The organism is Streptomyces barringtoniae (genome assembly GCF_020819595.1).
Taxonomy (GTDB): Bacteria; Actinomycetota; Actinomycetes; order Streptomycetales; family Streptomycetaceae; genus Streptomyces; species Streptomyces barringtoniae.
On sequence record NZ_JAJHNP010000032.1, the window covers coordinates 40,224 to 61,738 of the forward strand.

A 21,515-nucleotide genomic window follows, 5' to 3' on the forward strand; every position below is an offset into this window, starting at 1 on the left:
GGCACGAACCCTAAGGCCCCGGCCGGCTGTTCTAGGAGGCCCGGTCCCGGGCCTGTTCGGCCGCCGCGCGCACCGAGCCGCGGTGCACCGGCCCGTGTCCGGGCAGCAGGGTGTCGCCGTCGAGCGTGCCGATCGTCTCGAGGGAGGCCAGGACACCGGCGCGCTCGTGGTGGAAGAAGTCGAGCAGGATCTGCGGGCCCTTGACCCGTGACGTCGCGTGCCCGGTGGCCAGGGTGTCGCCGGAGATGACGACGCCCGCCTCGGGAAGGTGGTAGACGCAGTGGCCGTCGGTGTGGCCCGGGGTGTGCACGGGCACGGGGCGGCCGGGCAGGTCCAGGGGGCCTTCGTTCGGGAACGGCTCGGGAGCGATGACGGGGTTGTGGTCGGTGCCGCCGACGCGGATCACATGGGCCGCCCAGGGCAGGACGCCCGGCCGCCAGGCGTTGCGGACCACGTCGCCGATGGAGGCCTGGTGCAGGAACTCCCGCCGCGCGTGCGGCACTTCGGCCGGGTGCAGGTAGACCGGCGTGCCGTGGGTGGCGCGCAGATATTCGGCCGAGCCCAGATGGTCGTTGTGCGCGTGGGTGATCAGAACGGCGGCGACCGCCTCCGGGGAGCTGCCCACCTCGGCGAGGGATTCGAGGACTCCCTGGCGGTCTCCCGGATAGCCGGTGTCCACCAGGGTGACGGCGTCCCCGTCCTTCAGGATCACCCAGTTGACGTGGCTGCCGTGCACCAGATGGATGCCGTCGGCGACTTGGCGTACCTCTGCCCGCATGATCTCCCCGAGCCCTGTGCGGCTGACCGTCGGGGACAGCCAACCAGATGTGCCGCTGCCCCGCACCGTCGGGTCGCGTCAGTGCACGCCGTGCGGACGGAACTGGATGCTGATGCGCGGCCCCGCGGCCCTGGTCGTCTTCGGCACGCAGTGTTCCCAGGTCCGCTGGCAGGAGCCGCCCATCACGATCAGATCGCCGTGCCCGAGCGGCCGCCGCAGCGTCGTACCGCCTCCGCCCGCCGGGCGCAGCAGCAGGTCACGGGGCGCGCCGACCGACAGGATCGCGACTATCGTGTCCTCCCGGGCACCCCTCCCGATCCGGTCCCCGTGCCAGGCCACGCTGTCCCGGCCGTCGCGGTAGAAGCACAGCCCGGCGGTGGTGAACGGCTCGCCCAGTTCCCCGGCGTAGTGCCGGGACAGGGCGTCGCGCGCCTCGTCCAGCACCGGATGGGGGAGCGGGTCGTGTGCCGCGTAGAAGGCCAGCAGGCGCGGCACGGCCACCACGTTGTCGTACATCTTGCGGCGCTCCGCCCGCCACGGCACGTCCGCCGCGAGCTTCTCGAACAGGGCGTCGGCGCCGCTCAGCCAGCCCGGCAGCACGTCGATCCAGGCGCCGGTGCCCAGCTCGGTGCGGCGCAGCCCGTCGAGCGCGCCGAGCCGCAGCTCGTCGGTCTGGTCGAACAGGGAGCCCTGGAGGTGCGTAGGCATGGGTCCAGCGTACCCCTTAATCGAAAATGTGTTCCCTTGGCTTGCGGGGCTCCCCTCTTTCGATACATCGATGTATCCGATACATTCGCGTATCGAACGGAGGTGGCTGCCATGGAGGAGACGGCCAAGCGCGTCACCCGGCGCCGGCTCCGCACCCGGGCCAGGCTGCTTCAGGCCGCGTTCGAGGTGTTCGCGGCCAAGGGATTCGGGCGGGTCTCCATCGAGGAGGTCTGCGAGGCCGCGGGCTTCAGCCGCGGTGCCTTCTACTCGAACTTCGCCACGCTGGACGAGCTGTTCTTCGCGCTCTACCAGGAGCGCGCCGACCTGATCGCCGCCCAGGTGACCGAGGCGCTCGCCCAGGACGGGCCCGGACTCGACGTGCCGACGGCCGTGGACCGGGTCACCGAGGTGCTCCTCCTCGACGTCGACTGGCTGCTGGTCAAGACCGACTTCCTGGTGCACGCCGCCCGCGACCCGGAGACCGCCCGGGCCCTCCTCGACCACCGCGCCCGGCTCCGCGGGGCGATCTCCGACCGGCTGTGCCGGGCCCGCGGCCACACCGAACTGCCCGCCGTGCTCGGCGACGTGGACGGTGCGGCGCACGCCGTGGTCGCCGCGTACGACGGCGTCACCGTCCAGCTGCTGCTGGACAAGGACGTCGACGCCGCCCGCGCCTGGCTGGGGCAGCTGCTCACCGCCCTGCTCACGGACGGCAGCCGCACCCCGCACGACCCCGCCGGGACCACCACGGCATGACCCCGTACGACCACCACCCCACCACTACCCCCGCATGAGGACCGTCAGGAAGGACACAGTCACGATGGACGCTGACGTCATCGTCGTCGGAGCGGGCCTCGCCGGCCTGGTCGCGGCGCACGAGCTCACCAGCCGGGGCCGCCGGGTGGCCCTGGTCGACCAGGAGAACGCCGCCAACCTCGGCGGACAGGCGTTCTGGTCCTTCGGCGGGCTCTTCCTGGTCGACTCGCCCGAGCAGCGCCGCCTCGGCATCAAGGACTCCTTCGACCTCGCCTGGAGCGACTGGCAGGGCAGCGCGCGCTTCGACCGGCTCGACGACGAGGACTCCTGGGCGGTGCGCTGGGCCCGCGCCTATGTCGAGTTCGCGGCCGGCGAGAAACGGTCCTGGCTCAAGGGGCACGGCATCGAGCTGCTGCCGACCGTCGGCTGGGCCGAGCGCGGCGACCTCAGGGCGGGCGGGCACGGCAACTCGGTACCCCGCTTCCACATAGCCTGGGGCACCGGCACCGGCGTGGTCGAGCCCTTCGTCCGCCACGCCCGCCAGGCCGCCCGGGACGGGCTGCTGACCTTCTACCACCGCCACCGGGTGGACGAGCTGGTCATCGAGGACGGCACGGCACGCGGGGTGCGCGGCACCGTCCTCGCCGAGGACCACTCGCCGCGTGGTGTCGCCTCCAGCCGCGACCGCGCCGGCGACTTCGAACTCACCGCCCAGGCGGTCGTCGTCACCTCCGGCGGCATCGGCGCCGACCACGACATCGTCCGCCGCTACTGGCCCGCGCGGCTCGGCACCCCGCCGGCCGAGATGGTCACCGGCGTCCCCGCCTACGTCGACGGCCGGATGCTCGACATCAGCGCCGAGGCCGGCGTCCGCCTGGTCAACCGCGACCGGATGTGGCACTACACCGAGGGCCTGCAGAACTGGGACCCGATCTGGCCCGGCCACGGCATCCGCATCCTGCCCGGCCCGTCCTCCATCTGGCTGGACGCCCTCGGCCGCCGCCTGCCCGACCCGTGCCTGCCGGGCTACGACACCCTCAGCACCCTCAAGTACCTGCGCACCACCGAGGACATCGCCGGATACGACCACTCCTGGTTCATCCTCACCCGGAAGATCATCGAGAAGGAGTTCGCGCTCTCCGGCTCCGAGCAGAACCCCGACATCACCGCCAAGGACCGCAAGGCCGTGCTGCGCGACCGGCTGCTCGGCAAGGGCGCGCCCGCACCGGTCAGGGCCTTCCTCGACAAGGGCGCGGACTTCGTGACCGCGGGCAACCTCGAGCAACTGGTCGGCAAGATGAACGCGCTGACCGACAAACCGCTGCTGGACGCCGCCGAGGTGCGCCGCCAGATCGAGGCCCGCGACCTGCAGATGGCCAACCCCTACAGCAAGGACTCCCAGGTCCAGGGCATCCACAACGCCCGCCGCTACATCGGGGACCGGCTCGGCCGGGTCGCCTCCCCGCACCGCATCCTCGACCCCGCCGCGGGTCCCCTCATCGGCGTCCGGCTGCACATCCTCACCCGCAAGACCCTCGGCGGCATCCAGACCGACCTCGACTCCCGCGCCCTGGCCGCCGACGGCACGCCGGTCGAGGGGCTGTACGCGGCGGGCGAGGTGGCCGGCTTCGGCGGCGGCGGTGTGCACGGCTACAACGCGCTGGAGGGCACCTTCCTCGGCGGCTGCCTGTTCTCCGGGCGGGCCGCGGGCCGGCACGCGGCCCGGCACACGGGCTGACCTCAGCCCTTCAGCAGTTCCAGCAGTACCTTCGCGTGGCTCTGCTCCGGCGTCTTGGACGCGGTGAGCAGGGTCATGCGCTCGCTGCGGGCCGTCGTGCGCAGGCCGTCGAGCAGTGCGGCGGCCTCCGGAGCGTCGAGCTCCGCCTCGTAGCGGCTCCTGAACTCCTCGTACGAGCCGCCCCCGTGGAACCACTTGCGCAGCTCGGTGGACGGCGTGAGCCCCTTCGGCCACTCGTCCACCCGGGCCGCGTCCTTGGCGAGGCCGCGCGGCCACAGCCGGTCGACCAGCACGCGCAGGCCGTCGTCGGGCTCGGGCGGGTCGTAGATCCGGCGCACGCGCACGCTCACGGTCCTCACTCCTCCCTCGCCGGCGGACGGTTCCGCGAGCCTAACCCGCCGACGCCCCGTGCGCCGAGCGGCGAGGCGGCGAGACTTGACCAGAATGAGAGGGAGACCGGACCACCGGCGCCCCTAGTCTGTCGGCCAGCCGATCACCAGCCACCCCCCGAGGAGTGCCCGTGACGCCACTTGGCAGACAGCCCGCCCGGCGCCCAACCGCCGTCCTGCGCCGCGGGGCGGTCCTCGCCACCGTCCCCGCCGCCCTCGCGGCACTCCTCGGCGCCACCGGACCGACGCCTGCGGGCACGGCCGGCGCGTCCGGCGCGGGCGACCCCTACTTCCCGCTCAGCGGCAACGGCGGCTACCACGTCCGGCACTACGGCCTGACGCTCCGTTACGACACCTCCTCCCGGCACCTCGACGGCCGCGCCGTCCTCTCCGCCTGCGCCACCCAGAACCTCAGCCGCTTCGACCTCGACCTGAAGGGCCTGAAGGTCACCGGCGTCACCGTCGACGGCACGCCCGCCGCCTTCCGGCGCGCCGGCCAGGAACTCGTCGTCACCCCGCGCCGCACCCTGCGCGCGGGCCGGGACTTCCGGGTCACCGTCACCTACGACGGCACCCCGAAGCCGGTCACCGACCCCGACGGCAGCGCGGACGGCTGGATCCCCACCGACGACGGCGCCTTCGTCGCCGGCGAGCCACAGGGGGCGATGACCTGGTTCCCGGCCAACAGCCACCCCAGGGACAAGTCGTCGTACGACATCACCGTCACCGTCCCCCAGGGACGCACGGCCGTAGCGGGCGGCGTGCTGCTCGGACAGCGCACCGAGCACGGCCGTACGACCTTCCACTGGCGCGAGACCGAGCCGACGGCCGCCTACCTGGCCACCGTCACCATCGGAAAGTTCAAGGTCGAGCAGTACACCACCCACGACGGCATCCACGTGTACAACGCCGTCGACCCGCGCGAGGCGAGCGCGGCCGCACCGGTGCTGAAGAAGCTGCCGTCCGTACTCGCCTGGGAGAGCAAGCTGTTCGGGCCGTACCCGTTCCGCTCCGCCGGGTCGATCGTCGACCACGCCCCGGACGTCGGCTACGCCCTGGAGACCCAGACCCGGCCGCTCTACGACTCCGCGCCCGACCTCAGCACCCTCGTCCACGAGAACGCCCACCAGTGGTTCGGCGACTCCGTCTCCCTGACCGCCTGGAAGGACATCTGGCTCAACGAGGGCTTCGCCACCTACGCCGAGTGGCTGTACGCCGAGCAGCACGGCGGCGACAGCGCCCAGAAGACCTTCGACGCCCTCTACGCCCGCCCGGCGAACGACCACCTGTGGGCCTTCCCGCCCGGCGACCCGGGCAGCGGCCGGAACATCTTCGACACGCCCGTCTACGCCCGTGGCGCCATGACGCTCCACGCACTGCGCAAGGCCGTCGGCGACCGGGACTTCTTCCGGATCCTGCGCGCCTGGACGGCGGGGCACCGCGGCGGCCACGGTACGACGGCACAGTTCACAGGGCTGGCCGAGCGGATCTCGGGCAAGCGGCTGGACGGGCTGTTCCACACCTGGCTGTTCACGAAGGGCAAGCCGAACAGCGCCTGAATCCTGACCGGTTCCCAACAAGTGTCGGCCAGGGTCGGCACCATGATCCATCGCAGAACCGCCGTCGCCCTCCTCGCCTCCCCGCTGCTGCTCACCGGCTGCGGCGGCGGAGCCGAGGCGACCGAGCGCCGGACACCCCCCACCCGCCCGGCACCCACCGCCACCCCCGGGATACAGGCGGAGCAGGCCTCCCACGGCATACCCGGCCTCGGCCCCGTCACATCGGCGGCGATACCCGAGCGGTGCGAGCAGGCCGTCGTCGTCACCGGGCGCGGCAAGGACTCCCCGCTCTGCACGGTCGTCCTGCACCGGCGCACCGCCACCGGCTGGCAGTCCGGCCCCGCCTGGCCCGGACACAACGCCCTGCGCGGCTGGAGCGCGCACCACGTGCTGGGCGACCTGCGCTCCCCGCTCGGTGTCTACACCCTCTCCGACGCCGGCGGCCTGCTCCCGGACCCCGGCGGCAAGCTGCCGTACCACCGCTCCGGCGGCTTCCACTCGCCCGGCACCGGCTTCGAGGGCGAACCGCTGGAGGGCTGCTTCGACTACGTCATCGCCATCGACTACAACCGCGAGCCCGGCACCTCCCCACTGGACTGGACCCGGCCGCTCGGCCCGAAGCGCGGCGGGGGAGTGTGGCTGCACGTCGACCACGGCGGCCCCACGCACGGCTGTGTCAGCGTCGCCAAGGCCCACATGAGGGAACTGCTGCGCACCCTCGACCCGCACCGGCATCCGGTCGTGGTCATGGGGTACGCCGACTTCCTCGCGGCCTGAGCCGCCTAGGATCCGAACCTGTGTGCGCACATGTGCTGGTCGCCGAGGACGACGAGAAGCAGGCCGAACTGATCCGCCGCACCCTGCTGGCCGAGGGACACACCGCCACGGTGGTGCACGACGGCGCCGCCGCACTGGAGGCCGCCCGCAGCCTCAGGCCCGACCTCGTCGTCCTGGACCTGATGCTCCCGGTCGTCGACGGCTTCGGCGTGTGCCGGGCACTGCGCGGCGGCGGGGACCCGGACATCCCGGTGGTCATGCTTACCGCACGCTCCGCCGAGGACGACGTGCTGCTCGGCCTCGAACTGGGCGCCGACGACTACATGACCAAGCCGTACAGCCCGCGCGAGCTGATGGCCCGCATCCGTACGGTGCTCAGGCGCAGCGGGCGCGGCCTCGGCACCCGGGACGACGACCCCGTGGTAAGGGCCGCCGGGATCGGTGTCGACCCCGTACGGCACGAGGTGCGCTGCGACGGCGCGGTCGTGGACTGCACGCCCGCCGAGTTCCAGATCCTGCTGGCCATGGCAGCGGAGCCGGAACGGGTGTTCACCCGGCGGCAGTTGCTGCAGTGCACCCGCGGCTTCGACCGGGCCTCCACCGAGCGGGCCGTCGACGTCCACATCATGAACCTGCGCCGCAAGATCGAGACCGACCCGCGTCGGCCGGTACGGCTGCTGACCGTGTTCGGCGTCGGCTACAAACTGAGCGGCGCCCGCCCGTGAGGCGCGGGGGCAGCACCGGCGAGGCGCGGACCGGCCGCAGCGCGGTGGGAGGAGCCCGTACGGCGCGGGCGTGTGCACGCCGGGTGGGCGTCGTGCGTACCGGGGCACCTGCACGCGGGTGGGCGGCGCCCCTGCGACGTCGGCGGCTTCGAGGTGGGCGGGGGCGCCGTGGGATGTCAGCGGTTCCGGGTCGGGCGGGGGCGCGGTGGGATGTCAGCGGGTCTGGGTTGGGCGGGGGTGTACGTGCGTTGCGGGCGGGTCCGGGGTGGGCGCGGCGCCGCGGGATGTTGGACGGTCTGGGTTGGCGGGGGGCTCCGTGTGTTGCGGACAGGTGCGTGTTGGGCGGGGGCGCTCTGGGACGTTGGTGGGTCCGGGGTGGGCAGGGGCGTCGTGGGATGTTGGCGGGTTCGGGTCGGGCGGGGGTGTCCGTGTGTTGCGGGCGGGTTCGGGGTGGGCGGGGGCGCTGTGAGATGTCAGCGGTTCTGGGCTGGGTGGAGGTGTCCGTGTGTTGCGGGCGTGTCCGGGGTGGATCGGGGCGCCGTGGGATATTGGCGGCCTGGGTTGGGCGGAGGTGCCGTGGGAGGTCGGCGGGATCCGGTTGGGCGGAGGTGTCCGTGAGTTGCGGGCAGGCCCGGACGGGTGGAGGCGCCGTGGGATGTCGGCGAGCCCGAGAGGGCCAACGTGCCGTGAGGCGTCGGCAGGTTCGAGACCGGCGGAGGCATTCGTGAGGCGCCGGCAGGTTCGAGACCGGCGGAGGCATTCGTGAGGCGCCGGCGGGTTCGAGACCGGCTGAGGCATTCGTGAGGCGACGGCTGCTCCGGGTCCGGCCGGGCACGCCCGGGTTGCGCGGGAAGAGCGGGCAGGGCGGCGTCGGCCGACAGGCGTCCGTGAGGCGGCGGATCCCGCTGCGCAAGCGGCTTCTCGTCCGGCTGCTGTCCGTCTCCGCCCTGATCGCCGTCTGCTCGGTGGCCGCCACCGCCTGGCTCGCGGTGACCACCACCACCAGCGCCCTGAAGGAGGAGCAGGGCCAGGACCTCGCGGCCGACAACAGCATCCTGGCCCGGCTCAGCGGGTACGCCGCCACCCACTCCGACTGGAGGGAGGTCCGCCGCACCGTCCGGCAGCTGGCCGCCGAGACCGGCCGCCGGATCGCGCTCACCACCGCCGACCGCACCCTCGTCGCCGACTCCGCGCCCCGCGGCACCCCACTGCCGCCCCGGCCCGCCGCCACCGTCGACCCGCTGCGCACCGACACCTACAGCGAGACCGGCGCCCAGCTCAGCGGCATCGACCCGCGCGTGGTCGGCCCCTACCGGCTCCCCGCGCAGGAACGTGCGAAGCTGGACGCGCTGGCAGCCAGACGCAGGCAGTGCTACGAGCGCTACGGCCTCCAGGCCGGCATCGTCCGCACGGCGAGCGGGCGACCCGTCGTCAGACTCCCGGACGGCACCGACCCGAACGGCTACGGCGCGGCGGTCTGCGAGGACGGACTGCTCAACACGCCCACTCCGACGGAACACAAGGCCCTGGCCGACCTCACCGACCTCGCCCGGCCGTGCCTGAAACAGGCCGGCCTGGACTTCGGCGGGCAGCTCTTCCTCACCTTCGACCCCAGCGGCAAGGACCCACTCGGCGGCGGCTACCTCTTCGCCAAGTACGCCGGCGCAGGCAAGAACGCGACGGCGCGGGCCGCCCAGCACTGCATCCTGACCGCCCGGCGCACCCAACTGGAGCCCTACGTCGCCCCGGTGGCCGACCTGTTCCTCGGCATCGGCGACCAGACCCCCTCCCGCTTCGACATGTCCCCGGCCAACAAGGCCAAGGTGATCGGCGCGGCCGGGCTGGTCCTCGCCGTCACCGTCGCCGTGACCGCCCTCGTCGCCACCCGGCTGGTACGGCCGGTGCGCGCGCTGACCGAGGCCGCCCAGCAGCCGCCGGAACTGCATGTACGGGTCCCGGTGACCACCCGGGACGAGACCGGCATCCTCGCCGAGGCCTTCAACGACCTGACCGAGCGCCGCGCCCGCCTGGAGGCCCAGCGCAAGGCGATGGTCAGCGACATCGCGCACGAACTGCGCAGCCCGCTCACCAACATCCGCGGCTGGCTGGAGGTCGTCCGCGACGGAGTCGTCGAGCCCGACCCGCCCCTGCTTGACTCGCTGCACGAGGAGGCGCTCGTCCTGCAGCGGATCATCGACGACCTGCAGGACCTCGCCGCCGCCGACGCCGGCACCCTGCGGCTGCACCGCGAGCCGCTGCGCGCCGGCGATCTGCTGGACCAGGTGGCCGCCGCGCACCGGGTCGCCGCCGACGCCGCCGGGGTCGCCCTGCGCACCGAGGTGGACGCCGCGGCCTGGCTCGACGCCGACCCGGTGCGGATGCGGCAGGCCCTCGGGAACCTGGTCTCCAACGCGCTGCGGCACACCCCGGCCGACGGCACGGTCACGCTCGCCGCCCGCCGGGACGGCGCCGACGTCGTGCTGACCGTCACCGACACCGGCACGGGCATCGCGCCCGAGGACCTGCCGCACGTCTTCGACCGGTTCTGGCGCGCCGAGAAGTCCCGCAGCCGCCGCACCGGCGGCAGCGGCCTGGGCCTACCGATCGTGCGCCATCTGCTGGCCGCCCACCAAGGCACGGCCGAGGCCGCGAGCCGGCCCGGCGCGGGCGCGGTGTTCACCCTGCGGCTGCCCGCCCGGAAGCCGCCGCGCGAGGAACCCTGAAAGGACGGGGATTCCTGGCTCCCGCCGGGGGGTACTCCGGTCGCGCGGCGCCGTCGAGGGAGGTGTTGCCATGAGCGCATCGGAGAACCTGCCGGTCGTGTCGACGCTCGCCGAGGTGGCCCGTCTGGTGGACCGGCAGCAGGGCCTGTACGTCCGCTGGTCCCAGGGTCCGGGCGCCGACCTCGCCGAGGCCTCCAGCACCGACGACCTCACCGGCGTGGCGATGCCCGGGCTGTCCGCCAGTCCGCTCGACATCGAAAGCTGGTGGGCGGACCGGCCGGTGGAGCTGTGGGTAGCCCGCCGCCTGTACGACTACGCGCACCTGCCGCACGACAAGGGGCCCGGCGTACGTCCCTGGGTCCTGCGCGGCCGGGAGGCCGGCCGGGGCCCCGACAACGAGCCGCTCGTGACCGATGCCGAGCCGCTGTGCTGGATCGCGGACGAGGTGATCGACGCGGCGAAGAAGGAGGTGGCCCGGCAGGAGCGGGAGTGGGGGACGCTGCGCCGCGGTGGCCGCTGAGGCCCGGACCGTGGGCGCCGGGGTCAGCCGGAGCGCGGCCGGGTGCGGGCGCGGCGGCTCAGTGCCCGGCGCTCCAGCTCGGTCGTCCCGCCCCAGATGCCGATGCCCTGGCCCGTGCCCAGCGCCCAGTCAAGGCACTCCTCCCGGACGGCGCACCGGCCGCAGACCGCCTTGGCCCGTTGGGTCTGCACGTGCGCCGGGCCGGTGGTGCCGACGGGGAAGAACAGGTCGGGGTCCTCGTGACGGCACGCGGCATGGTCGCGCCAGTTGTCCATGGAAGTCTCCCGGATCCGATCGAAGTCGTCCGTGCCTGTCGATTGCGTGCTGCGGGTTCGGGTGACCGGTCGGGGCGGTGTGAAACGGCGTGTGCATCAGGGGTTCGTGCGACGACCACGATCCGGCCACGGGCGCGCGCGGGGCCTCGGGCGTGCCGCACGCCTTCAACGGGCCGGGGAACGGGGCGGACGGGCCACCGGGCCGAGGGCACCCGTACCCGACCGGGCACCGGGGGCGCGGAGTTGGGGGCGGGAACCGGCTGGGACCGCCGCCCGCCGCGCCACCGCCCGACCACCGTACTCCGCAGGGCCCTTGCAGGGGTGCGAAACGGATGAAGCGGGACGTGACCGTCAGCGGCGCAGGGCCTCGGCCGCCGTCGCCGTCACCGCCCCGGCCAGTCCGGCCAGTGCGGGGGAGTCCAGCTTCCACTGCTGCCAGTACAGCGTGACGTCCATCCACTCCTCGGGCGCGAGGAGCACCAACCGGCCCTTCGTCAGCAGCGGGTGCGCCTGGACCTCCGGCACCATGCCCCAGCCGAGCCCGGCGGCGACCGCGTCCAGGAAGCCCTCCGAGGTGGGCACGAGGTGCCTGAGCGGGCCGGCTGAGCCCCGGCCCAGCCGGCGTACGAAGGCGTCCTGGAAGTCGTCCCTGCGGTCGAAGACCACGACGGGGGCCTCGCACAGTGTCTCCGGCAGCGGCCGCCCGCCCAGGTGGTTGGCGGTGAACTCCGGTGTGGCGACCGGCAGATACCGCATCCGGCCGAGCGGCCGGACCGTGCAGCCCGGGACCGGATCGGCGGCCGTGGTCACCGCCGCCATCACCAGCCCCTCGCGCAGCAGGGCCGCCGTGTGGTCCTCGTCCTCCCGGTGCAGTTCGAAGCACAGGCCCGCCACCCGGGTCAGTGCCGGCAGAAACCAGGTCGCCAGCGAGTCCGCGTTCACCGCCACCGACACCCGGGTCGGCTCCCCGGCGCCGCTCAGTCCGAGTTCGCCCCAGGCGTCCCGTTCCAGGCGGGCGAGCTGCCGGGCGTACCGCACCAGCACCGCGCCGGACTCCGTGGGCCGCACCGGCTTGGTGCGCTGCAGCAGCACCCGGCCGGTGCGCTGTTCGAGTGCCTTGACCCGCTGGCTGACCGCCGACGGGGTCACGTGCAGGGCGGCCGCGGCGGCGTCGAAGGTGCCCTCGTCCACCACGGCGAGCAGGGTCCGCACCTGCTCCAGCGGAAGCTCTGTCATCACGAACGCTAAGGATACGTAAGAAACTTTAGCTGTACTTGTGGGGACGGCCTTCCTAGGTTCGAGGCATGAACCACGCCCTGACCGCCGCGGCCGCCGGATTCGGCACCGGCCTCTCCCTGATCGTCGCCATCGGCGCCCAGAACGCCTTCGTCCTGCGGCAGGGGGTGCGCCGGGACGCGGTCCTCGCCGTGGTGGGGATCTGCGCCCTGTCCGACGCGGTGCTCATCGCGCTCGGTGTCGGCGGGGTCGGGGCGGTCGTGGTGGCGTGGCCGGGCGCGGTCCGGGCGGTCGGCGTCGTCGGCGGTGTCTTCCTGCTCTGCTACGGCGTCCTCGCCGCCCGCCGGGTGCTCAGGCCGGGTCCGGCCGGGCTGAGCACCGAGGGGCAGGCCGCGGGCTCCCGGCGCCGGGCGGTGTTCACCTGTCTGGCGATGACCTGGCTGAACCCGCACGTCTACCTGGACACCGTGTTCCTGCTCGGCTCCCTCGCCGCCGACCGGGGCGCGCTGCGCTGGACCTTCGGGCTCGGCGCCGCGCTCGCCAGTCTGTGCTGGTTCGCCGCGCTCGGCTTCGGCGCCCGGCTGCTCGGCCGATACCTCGCCCGGCCGGCGGCGTGGCGGGTGCTGGACGCCCTGGTCGCCGTCACCATGCTGGCGCTGGGGGCCATGCTCATGGCCGGATCCTGAGCTCGATCCCGGCAAGAACCGTCCGGTGTGCACAGGTCCGCTGAGATAGTTAGGCTCTCGAATCGAAAAGATGTATCGAGCAACCTCTATCGGCAACAGGACACCCGTGGACACGAGCGAGAGCAGCACCACCGAACCGGGCGCCGCGACGGACGCGGCGGCTCCCCCCAGGCGCGGCTGGCGCCGCTGGGCGATGGACACTCGTCCGCTGGGCATCCCGGCCTACCGCCGCCTGTGGACGTCGACCATCGTCACCGCCGTCGGCAGTCAGCTCACCGCCGTGGCCGTGCCCAAGCAGATCTACGACGTCACGCACTCCTCGGCGTGGGTCGGCTACGCGAGCCTGGCCGGCCTCGTGCCCATGGTGGCGTTCGCGCTGTGGGGCGGTGCGGTCGCCGACACCGTGGACCGCCGCAAGCTGCTGCTGGTCACCAACACCGGTATCGCGGTCACCTCGCTGCTGTTCTGGGCCCAGGCCGTCACCGGGACGGGCTCCGTCGTCGTCCTCATGGTGCTGCTCGCGTGCCAGCAGGCGTTCTTCGGCCTCAACTCCCCGGCCCGCAACGCCTCCATTGCCCGGCTGGTCCCGGCCGAGCAGCTGCCCGCCGCCAACGCGCTCGGCTCCACCGTCATGCAGACCGGCCTGGTCGCGGGGCCGCTGCTCGCCGGTGTGCTGATCCCGGTCATCGGGCTGCCCGAGCTGTACCTCATCGACGCCGTGGCCCTGTGCGTCACCGTCTGGGCCGTCTTCCGGCTGCCCGCCCTGCCACCGCTCGGCGAGCCCGGCGCCCGCCGGGCCGGGATGCGCGAGATAGCCGCCGGGTTCCGGTACATCTCCCGGCACAAGGTGCTGCTGCTGTCCTTCCTCGCCGACATCGTCGCCATGGTCCTCGGCATGCCCCGCGCCCTGTTCCCGCAGCTCGCGGCGCAGACGTACCACTCCTACGGCGAGGGGCTCGCGCTCGGCGTGCTGTTCGCCGGCATCCCGGTCGGCGCGGTGCTCGGCGGCCTGTTCTCAGGGGTGTTCTCGCGGGCCCGCCGGCACGGCTGGATGGTCATCTGGGCGGTCGTCGGCTGGGGCGTGGCCGTCGCCGGGTTCGGACTGAGCCGCGACCTCTGGGTGGCCCTGGCCTTCCTCGCCGCGGCCGGTGTCGCCGACATGGTCTCGATGGTGTTCCGCGGCGCGATCCTCCTGTCGGCCGCGACCGACGAGATGCGCGGCCGGATGCAGGGCGTGTTCACGGTGGTCGTCGCGGGCGGGCCGCGCCTGGCCGACGTCCTGCACGGCACGGCCGGCGCGTCCTTCGGCCCGCGCGCCGCGGTGGCGGGCGGCGGCGCCCTGGTCGTCGTGGTGATGCTGGCCCTGGCCGCCACCGTACCGGCACTGCGCCGCTACCGGATCTGAGCTACAGCAGGCCGCCGCGTCGCTTGGTCGTGTACTGGTCCATCAGCTTGCCCCGGGTCGTCTCCAGGCGGTGGGCGAGGATCTCGGCCACCGTCCGGACCAGCGAGAGGCCGAGCAGCGGGTCCTCCACGCACAGGGCGAGCACCGAGGGGCCGTCGAACTCGTAGGCGCGCACGTCGGTGAACGCGACCGCGCCGAAGTCCCACCGGTACGGCGGGAACAGCCAGGACCAGCCGAGCATGTCGCCCGCGCCGAGCGTGGCCACGGTGACCCGCTGCCGGGAGGTGACCTGCTGGTCCAGGTGCACCGCGCCGGAACGGATCACCCAGAACCGGTCGGCGGTGCCGCCCGCCTCGAAGATGCGCATGTCCTCCGGGAACGAGACCTCCTTGGCCAGTTCCATCAGGCGTTCGCGCTGTGCCTGGGGCAGGGCGGTCAGCAGTTTTATCGCTTTGGTCATGGCGCGGGGCTCCTCGCCGAGGCGGTCCGGGGGTGCTTTCCCTAAGCCCATTTCAGCTGCTGCCGCCCCTCCGGGCACCTCGGGGGACGGGGATTTCCGCGGCGTGTGTCCGGCCGGCGGTTCCGGGCAGCAGGAAGCCCTGGCTGGACGGGGGAGACCAGCCAGGGCCGTCTGCGGTGACGTGACAGAGGGAGGAAGGACGGTTCCGGTCACCTCGGCATCACGTATGTATGAACGATAAACCATCTGATGGCCGTTCTACCAGTCGGTAGCGGGTCACGTGACCTGTTTCACGCCTTCGGCCGCACTCGGCGGCCCGCCCGGACAGACGATCTCCTTCAGTACCCGCGCCACCGCCTCGAACGCCCACGCCCGGGCCGCCGCCTCCCGCGCCCCTTCCGGGTCCGTCGGTGTCAGGCTTTGTGCACGCTCCCGCCAGGCCCGTTCCGCCTCGGCCGCGTGCTCCCGGCCGCGCTGGATGCGCCGCAGCAATTCGTCCGCGTCCACGACATCGGTCATACGGGACTGGTACCCGCGAGACCGCGGTGATGACACGGGTACCGACGGTGTTTGACGCCTTTGAATGGGGTGAGGCGGAAATGGGAGAACCCTGGTAAGCCGGACATCGCTCAGGGAGGACGGATGCGCGACAAGCACCGGACCAGCTGCTCCACGACACTGCGGGAACCATGCCGCCGGCTGCCGTGCCGACCGGCCGACGCCCGCAGAACCGTGGAGCGCGCGGTGGCCGAGCGGTGCCGGGCCCGCGCCGCCTCCTGCGGCGCGGCGGCCATGGCGGACGCCCTGCTGGTCGCCTCGGAGCTCACCACCAACGCCATCCTGCACGGGGGTGGCATCACCGGCTTCGACGTCGCCGTCGACTCCGGGGCCGTACGGGTCTCGGTCAGCGACCGCAGCGACGAGCTGCCGGTGGCCGCCCCGTCCGCCGACGAGCCCGGCTTCGCCCGGCTCGGCGGCCGCGGCTGGCCCATCGTCTGCCGTCTGTCCCGGGACATCCGGGTCGCGCAGCTGCCCTGCGGGGGCAAACGCATCACGGCCGTCGTGCCGCTGCACTGAAGCCGTGCGGGAAGTTCCGCCCCCTCGGTGTTTGCCTCTCGGAGCGAGGGGCAGGCGGAGACTCGTGCTTCGGACCGGAGGCGCGCGCCCAGCGGGAACCGTACGACGGTCTGGGTCCCCCTCTCGGCGGACCCGGAGACCGACCCGCGGCGAACCCTGACCACCGTTCGGGCCCGGCCCCGAAACCTCGTTGTGGCCGTGTGCCCTGAATCCACGTTCAGGAGCGATTCCGCATGCTGACTGACATGTCGACAAGCCGCCCCGGCACACCCACCACGGACTCCGCCGCCGCTCCCGCGCGGCGGCCCCATGACGACGCCCCCGACACCACGAAACTGTTCGCCCGACTGGCGGAGCTGGAGGACGGCCCCGAGCGGGACGCCGTGCGCGACGAACTCGTCGCCGCCTGGCTGCCCATGGCCCACCGGATCGCCGGCCGCTTCCGCGACCGGGGCGAATCCGTCGAGGACCTGCGGCAGGTTGCCGCGCTCGGGCTGGTCAAGGCCGTCGACCGGTTCGACCCGTCCCGCGGTGCCTTCGAGAGCTACGCCGTGCCCACCATCACCGGCGAGGTCAAGCGGCACTTCCGGGACCGGATGTGGGCGCTGCGGGTGCCACGCCGGGTGCAGGAACTGCGCAACCGGGTGCGCGTGGCCCGTCGCGAACTCACCCAGCACCCCGGCAGCCCCGAACCCACCGCCTCCGCCATCGCCGCGCACACGGGCCTCAGCGAGGAGGAGGTCGGTGCGGGCCTGGAGGCGCTGGAGAGCTTCAGCACCCTGTCCCTGGACGCCGAACTGTCCACCGGGGACGACGGCTACAGCCTCGCCGACACCCTCGGGGCGGCGGACACCTCGTACGACGTCGTGGTCGACCGCGAGGCCGCCAAGGAGGGGCTGCGCCGGCTGCCCGAGCGGGAACGGGCCATCCTCTACATGCGGTTCTTCGAGGACATGACACAGAGCCGCATCGCCGACCGCCTGGGCATCTCCCAGATGCACGTCTCCCGGCTGATCAGCCGCAGCTGCGCCCGCGTCCGCGACGAGGCCATGGGCCGGCGCGCGTGGGCGGACCCGGCGTGAGGTCCCCCGGTCTTCGACCGACGTGCTGGTCCGGGGGCGACGGTGGCGGCGGGCGCACGAGCGGCAGATCGAGGCCTGCGCCGGCGGTGACGTGGACGGCGCGGTCCGGGTCACGGTGCCCCGGCCGACGGCCCGTCACTTCTTCGGGCGGTCCGCCCGCGTGGTGACGCCCAGCGGCCGGGCCAGACCGGAGACCGCCTCGTCCAGCCGCTGCAGATGGCGCAGCACCCGGTCGGTGACCCGGCCGTAGCGCGGGGTGCGCAGAGTTCCCGGCTCCAGCATCGAGGCGATGCTGGAGCCGGTCTCGATCTCCGCCGTGGCACGCGGGTCCGCGACATGCGCGGCGATCGCCTCGATGTTGTGCACGATCCGCCCGCACGCCCCGCGCAGCCGGGGATCCGCCGCGATCGACGGGTGCGTCGGCAGCAGCTCGGCCGTGGCCGCGAGCGAGCGCGCGTGGTAGGCGCACGTCTCCAGCAGCGCCACCACGTACCGGGCGGTGTCCCGGCGCGCGCGCAGCGGGGTGATCGGATGGGTCAGCGGCTGGGTGGCCGCGCGCAGGTCCGCCAGCGCCTGGTCCAGATCGCGCGCCTGTTCCACCAGATCGGCGCCGGCCCCGCCGCTCAACTGGTCCACGGCGGCCCGGGTGACCTCGGCGAGCCGGTTCAGGACCGTGCCGAGAAGGTCGTTCGTACGGCGGTCGGTGTGGACGGGCAGCACCACCGCCGCCGCGATCACCCCGCAGGCCGCGCCGAGCGCCGTCTCCTCCACCCGCAGCACCAGCACCGCCATGCTGTAGGTGTTCAGCAGCGTGTACAGCAGGCCCAGCATCGCCGTGACGAAGAACGACATCAGCGTGTACGACAGGGGCGCGGTGTAGAACATCGCGAAGATCAACACCAGCACCAGGCCGAACGCCGTCCACGTGTGGGGCCCGACCAGACCGGCGAGCCCGATGCCGGCCACCACGCCGAGCACCGTGCCCAGCAGCCGCCGGTAGCCCTTCACCAGGATCTCGCCGGTCGAGGCGGTGTTGATGAACACGATCCAGCAGGTCAGCACCGCCCAGTACCAGCGCTGGCTGGACAGCAGCTCGCCGCCCGCGATGGCCAGCGCGGAGCCGACGGCCACCTGGACCGCGGCGCGGGTCGTGGGCCGCTTCAGACCGCTCGGCCCCGGCTCCTCCGCCTCGGCCTCCTCGCCCGCCTCGATCGCGGCGTCCTCCGCGTCCAGCTCCTCGCGCGAGCGGGCCGTCGCCGGGGTGTCGTCGGACTCGTCCTGCGGCCCTTCCACCGCGACCCGCAGACCCAGCGAGGCCCGGGCGGCCTCACCGAGCCCGCGGAAGACGTCCTGCACGGCAGGCGAGGCCTTGGGCAGGTTCTCCTCCTCGCGGTAGCCGAGCAGCCGGTTGCGCACCCGGGCGAGCGCGGTGCCCCGGGCCTCGCCGACCGGCCGCAGCATCAGCAGCCGCAGCGCCTGCAGATCCCGGCGCAGCGCCTCCGTCGCCTCGTCCCGCACCGGCAGTTCCCCGCCCGAGGGCAGCGCGGCGCCCGGCAGATGCAGGGTGAGGGTGTCGGTCCGCTCGGCGCTGCGCGCGGTGAGCAGCAGCAGGCCGAGCCGCTCGGAGGCGATCTCGGCGTCCGCGACCCGGCGCTGCAGCAGCCGGGCCACCGCCGGGTCGGAGGCGCCGTCCTCCAGCCGCCCCTGGATCAGCAGTGCCGTCTCGTGCAGCCGCGCTGTGGCGGTCCGCAGATCGTCCAGGACCTTGTCCACGTCGTCCGGCCCGGCGTCCAGCAACTCGGCCTGGACGGCGATCAGCTGCGCGAGCCGGGCACGGAACGCCCGCCGCAGCTGGTCCAGGGTGCCCGCCGGGGTCTGCGGCAGCAGCACGAAACGCGCGGCGGCGCTGCACGCGAAGGCCACGCAGACGACCCCGCACAGCGCGGGCAGCGCCGAGGTGGTCGCGCGCACGAACAGGGAGAGGAAGTACACCTGGAAGCCGATCAGGCCGAGCGCCGTGCCGCGGTCGCCGAACCGGCGGCCGTAGACCGCGCAGAAGATCAGGACGACGAAGAACAGGTCCCCGACCACGACCCGTTGGTTCAGCAGCGTGCCCAGCGACACCGACGCCAGCGCCACCGGCAGGCCGAGCGCGAGGGTCACGGCCTGCGCCGCGCGCTGCTTCTCCCGGATGGCGAAGGTCGCCACCATCGCGGCCATGGCGCCGGCGACCAGCTGGGGCACCGGCACCCGCAGGGCGGCCAGGACGGCGAGGGTGAGCGCGATCGCCGTGACGGTGCGCGCTCCCGCGGTGAGCCGGAGCAGCCCGGGATCGGACGCCGCGAGGCGGTCCCACATCCGTACCCGCCCAGGTCGTCCCGCTGTGCTCACGCCGCCGCGCTCTCTCCCGTGCCGGAAATCGATCTCCGACCCAGCATCGCACGACGGTCCTGACCAGTTGCCCCACGGGTCGGGGCGGCAGCGCGGAACGGATCAGCTTCTGCCGGTCGGTGTCACGGGTTCTCCGCCGCCTCGCCCTGCACCCGCGCCCGCACCTGCTCCGGCGTCAGGTACGCGTCGGTGAACTCGAAGTCCTTCAGCCGGGCCGGCTTGCGGGCCTGGAAGCCGGTGCGCACGAAATCGTCGCCGGCGACCGCGTTCAGCAGCCAGTTGGTCATCACCCGGGCCTTGGCGACGTTGGTGCGCAGCGCCGACCAGTGGTAACCGCGGGCCACCACCTGGGCCGGCACCCCGCGCAGCTCGACGCCGAGCGGCTTGGACACCGCGTCCCTGCCGCCGAGGTCGACGACGAGGCCGAGGTCGCGGTGCACGTACGGCTGCATCGGCGCACCCCGCAGCGTCGCGATGACGTTGTCCGCGACGCTCTTGCCCTGCCGCATGGCGTGCTGCGCGGTCGGCGGGCACACCGCGCCGTCGCCCTTGGCCAGGTCCGGCACGGCGGCGGAGTCGCCGAGCGCGAACACCCCGTCGTGGCCCGGCAGGCACATCTCGGGGGTGACCGCCAGCCGGCCCCGCACGGTCTCCGCGCCGAGCGTGCCGATCAGCGGGCTCGCGACGACACCGGCCGTCCAGATCAGCGTGTGCGTCGGCACCACCCGGCCGTCGGTGAAGGTGACCTCCTCGGGGCCGGCCTTGTCGATCGACACGCCCAGCGACACGTCGATGCCACGCCGCTTGAGGATCTCCTGCGCGCTGCGGCCGAGCTTCTCGCCCAGTTCCGGCATCAGCTTGGGCGCGATGTCGATCAGATGCCACTTGATCAGGCCCGGGTCCAGGCGCGGGTAGCGCTGTACGGCGGCGTGCGTCAGCCGTTGCAGACAGGCGGCGGCCTCGGTGCCGGCGTATCCGCCGCCGACCACCACGAACTGCAGCCGGGCGGCCCGCTCCGCAGGGTTGTCGCTGGCGTCCGCGAGGTCGAGCTGCGAGATGACGTGGTCGCGGATGTAGGCGGCCTCGGCCAGGGTCTTCAGCCCGAAGGCGTGCTCGGTCAGCCCCGGGATGTCGAAGGTGCGGGTCACGCTGCCCGGCGCCAGCACGATGTAGTCGTAGGGTTCATTGACGATCTTGTCGGTGATGGTGCGAACGACGCACACCTTGGACCTCAGGTCCACGCCGATCGCGCCACCCGGGATGATCCGGGTGCGGTACCTCTTGCTGCGACGCAGGCTCAGGGCGATCGACTGCGGCGTGAGCACCCCGGAGGCGACCTGGGGCAGCAGGGGCAGATACAGCTGGTAGGACTGCGGCGTCACCAGGGTGACGTCGGCCTCGGCGGGGGCGAGTTTGCGCTCCAGGCGGCGCACGCACCCGACTCCGGCGAAGCCTGCGCCAACCACCAGGATCCTGGGTCGTGTCACGGTGTTCATCCCTTTCTGCGGCTCCAGGCGGTCCGACTCCACGCCGTTCGCTTGCCCTGGATTCGGCGCGTACCACCTTCGATCCCACCGTGCCCCGAGCCGTTCCGCCAGCCGGGTGCGGCAGGCAGACGAACGCGTGGGCTCCAGCATGCCCCCGCTGCGGATGGAGTAACCGGTTGTCGCACAGATACACGTCGCACATCCGGTGCGGTCACCAGGGCAGGAACACGTGGATGTCCTTGCCCTCGTCGTCGACGACGACGCTGACCTGCGTGCACAGCGTGTGCACCAGGTGCCAGCCGATGCCGCCGCCGCCCGTGCGCGGGTGGAAGGGGCGCGGTTCCGGCTTGGCGGTGCTCGTGTCGCGCATCGTCACGTGCACGCCGTCGAAGGTGCGCCGCATCCGCAGGCCGAACGGCCCGGGCGCGTACTGGATCACGTTGGCGGCCAGCTCCGTCACGACCAGCAGTATGTCGTCCCAGTACTCGGGCGCGGCGGGCGGCGCCTGGGCGGCGAGCGCGCAGAGCCACTTCTCCGCGGCGAGCCGGGCCTCGGTGACATTGCGCAGCTCACCCGCGAAGGAGAAGGTGCGCTCGTACCCGTCCTCCGAGGGCGGTGTGTCGTCCCCACGTGGCTCCGTCGCCATCTCGCATTCCCCGGTCCCGGGCAGTCAGGCCCGTGGCGAGGCCCTCCGACCAGGACGGCTGTCGGTGCTGATCTCATTCTGTGCGTGCGAGTTCCCG

21 protein-coding genes are annotated in these 21,515 nt (G+C 73.1%); 11 read left to right on the forward strand and 10 right to left on the reverse strand.

Annotation, left to right across the window (positions count from 1 at the left end; all coding sequences use genetic code 11):
* Window positions 1-31 precede the first annotated feature (31 nt).
* Window positions 32-778: an MBL fold metallo-hydrolase gene (locus LMU33_RS38030; RefSeq protein WP_228626150.1), complete on the reverse strand. Its 747-nt coding sequence runs from the start codon at window positions 776-778 to the stop codon at window positions 32-34.
* Window positions 779-856: 78 nt separating this feature from the next.
* Window positions 857-1,486: an alpha-ketoglutarate-dependent dioxygenase AlkB gene (locus tag LMU33_RS38035; RefSeq protein WP_228626152.1), complete on the reverse strand. Its 630-nt coding sequence runs from the start codon at window positions 1,484-1,486 to the stop codon at window positions 857-859.
* 111 nt (window positions 1,487-1,597) lie between these two features.
* Here LMU33_RS38035 and LMU33_RS38040 point away from each other — a divergent pair, with 111 nt between their 5' ends.
* A complete protein-coding gene (locus tag LMU33_RS38040; protein WP_228626155.1) occupies window positions 1,598-2,242 on the forward strand; it encodes a TetR/AcrR family transcriptional regulator in 645 nt (214 codons plus the stop codon).
* Between the two features lie 64 nt (window positions 2,243-2,306).
* On the forward strand, window positions 2,307-3,980 hold the full coding sequence (locus LMU33_RS38045) for an FAD-binding dehydrogenase (protein WP_228626157.1): 1,674 nt from the start codon (window positions 2,307-2,309) through the stop codon (window positions 3,978-3,980).
* Between the two features lie 2 nt (window positions 3,981-3,982).
* Here LMU33_RS38045 and LMU33_RS38050 read toward each other — a convergent pair whose 3' ends face one another.
* On the reverse strand, window positions 3,983-4,330 hold the full coding sequence (locus tag LMU33_RS38050; RefSeq protein ID WP_228626159.1) for a DUF488 domain-containing protein: 348 nt from the start codon (window positions 4,328-4,330) through the stop codon (window positions 3,983-3,985).
* Between the two features lie 170 nt (window positions 4,331-4,500).
* On the opposite strand from LMU33_RS38050, the gene LMU33_RS38055 reads away from it, so the two are divergent.
* The 5 genes from LMU33_RS38055 to LMU33_RS38075 all read left to right on the forward strand — a co-directional run bounded on the left by LMU33_RS38055 (window position 4,501) and on the right by LMU33_RS38075 (window position 10,673).
* Window positions 4,501-5,928, forward strand: coding sequence for a M1 family metallopeptidase (locus tag LMU33_RS38055; RefSeq protein ID WP_228626161.1), 1,428 nt, complete (start codon window positions 4,501-4,503; stop codon window positions 5,926-5,928).
* A gap of 42 nt (window positions 5,929-5,970) precedes the next feature.
* On the forward strand, window positions 5,971-6,705 hold the full coding sequence (locus LMU33_RS38060; protein WP_228626163.1) for a L,D-transpeptidase family protein: 735 nt from the start codon (window positions 5,971-5,973) through the stop codon (window positions 6,703-6,705).
* Between the two features lie 20 nt (window positions 6,706-6,725).
* The gene (locus LMU33_RS38065) at window positions 6,726-7,430 is read left to right on the forward strand and encodes a response regulator transcription factor (protein ID WP_228626166.1); all 705 of its coding nucleotides are present in this window, start codon (window positions 6,726-6,728) and stop codon (window positions 7,428-7,430) included.
* 887 nt (window positions 7,431-8,317) lie between these two features.
* Entirely contained in the window at window positions 8,318-10,153 is a 1,836-nt protein-coding gene (locus tag LMU33_RS38070) for a sensor histidine kinase (RefSeq protein WP_228626169.1), read from the forward strand.
* Window positions 10,154-10,223: 70 nt separating this feature from the next.
* On the forward strand, window positions 10,224-10,673 hold the full coding sequence (locus LMU33_RS38075) for a DUF6098 family protein (protein ID WP_228626172.1): 450 nt from the start codon (window positions 10,224-10,226) through the stop codon (window positions 10,671-10,673).
* A gap of 23 nt (window positions 10,674-10,696) precedes the next feature.
* On the opposite strand, the gene LMU33_RS38080 is transcribed toward LMU33_RS38075, so the two are convergent.
* Together LMU33_RS38080 and LMU33_RS38085 are read right to left on the reverse strand one after the other, a co-directional pair.
* On the reverse strand, window positions 10,697-10,948 hold the full coding sequence (locus tag LMU33_RS38080; RefSeq protein ID WP_228626175.1) for a WhiB family transcriptional regulator: 252 nt from the start codon (window positions 10,946-10,948) through the stop codon (window positions 10,697-10,699).
* Window positions 10,949-11,299: 351 nt separating this feature from the next.
* Entirely contained in the window at window positions 11,300-12,187 is an 888-nt protein-coding gene (locus LMU33_RS38085; RefSeq protein ID WP_228626177.1) for a LysR family transcriptional regulator ArgP, read from the reverse strand.
* Window positions 12,188-12,252: 65 nt separating this feature from the next.
* On the opposite strand from LMU33_RS38085, the gene LMU33_RS38090 reads away from it, so the two are divergent.
* Window positions 12,253-12,870, forward strand: a complete 618-nt coding sequence (locus tag LMU33_RS38090) for a LysE/ArgO family amino acid transporter (RefSeq protein WP_228626179.1) — start codon at window positions 12,253-12,255, stop codon at window positions 12,868-12,870.
* Window positions 12,871-12,976: 106 nt separating this feature from the next.
* A complete protein-coding gene (locus LMU33_RS38095; RefSeq protein WP_228626181.1) occupies window positions 12,977-14,275 on the forward strand; it encodes an MFS transporter in 1,299 nt (432 codons plus the stop codon).
* A gap of 1 nt (window position 14,276) precedes the next feature.
* Here the strand turns inward: LMU33_RS38095 and LMU33_RS38100 are convergent, their stop codons facing one another.
* Window positions 14,277-14,735: a cyclic nucleotide-binding domain-containing protein gene (locus LMU33_RS38100; RefSeq protein WP_228626183.1), complete on the reverse strand. Its 459-nt coding sequence runs from the start codon at window positions 14,733-14,735 to the stop codon at window positions 14,277-14,279.
* A gap of 276 nt (window positions 14,736-15,011) precedes the next feature.
* Window positions 15,012-15,254, reverse strand: coding sequence for a hypothetical protein (locus tag LMU33_RS38105; protein WP_228626186.1), 243 nt, complete (start codon window positions 15,252-15,254; stop codon window positions 15,012-15,014).
* A gap of 123 nt (window positions 15,255-15,377) precedes the next feature.
* Between LMU33_RS38105 and LMU33_RS38110 the strand changes: the two genes are divergently transcribed.
* Together LMU33_RS38110 and LMU33_RS38115 are read left to right on the forward strand one after the other, a co-directional pair.
* Window positions 15,378-15,812 carry an ATP-binding protein gene (locus LMU33_RS38110; RefSeq protein WP_228626188.1) on the forward strand — a complete coding sequence of 145 codons (435 nt, stop codon included), beginning with the start codon at window positions 15,378-15,380 and terminating at the stop codon, window positions 15,810-15,812.
* A 233-nt stretch (window positions 15,813-16,045) separates the two neighbouring features.
* Window positions 16,046-16,894: a SigB/SigF/SigG family RNA polymerase sigma factor gene (locus LMU33_RS38115; RefSeq protein ID WP_228626189.1), complete on the forward strand. Its 849-nt coding sequence runs from the start codon at window positions 16,046-16,048 to the stop codon at window positions 16,892-16,894.
* A gap of 135 nt (window positions 16,895-17,029) precedes the next feature.
* On the opposite strand, the gene LMU33_RS38120 is transcribed toward LMU33_RS38115, so the two are convergent.
* The 3 genes from LMU33_RS38120 to LMU33_RS38130 all read right to left on the reverse strand — a co-directional run bounded on the left by LMU33_RS38120 (window position 17,030) and on the right by LMU33_RS38130 (window position 21,418).
* Window positions 17,030-19,252 (reverse strand): FUSC family protein, encoded by a 2,223-nt coding sequence (locus LMU33_RS38120; RefSeq protein WP_228626222.1) that lies wholly within the window; start codon window positions 19,250-19,252, stop codon window positions 17,030-17,032.
* 155 nt (window positions 19,253-19,407) lie between these two features.
* Window positions 19,408-20,781 carry an NAD(P)/FAD-dependent oxidoreductase gene (locus LMU33_RS38125; protein ID WP_228626192.1) on the reverse strand — a complete coding sequence of 458 codons (1,374 nt, stop codon included), beginning with the start codon at window positions 20,779-20,781 and terminating at the stop codon, window positions 19,408-19,410.
* A gap of 202 nt (window positions 20,782-20,983) precedes the next feature.
* Window positions 20,984-21,418, reverse strand: coding sequence for an ATP-binding protein (locus LMU33_RS38130; protein ID WP_228626194.1), 435 nt, complete (start codon window positions 21,416-21,418; stop codon window positions 20,984-20,986).
* Window positions 21,419-21,515 lie beyond the last annotated feature (97 nt).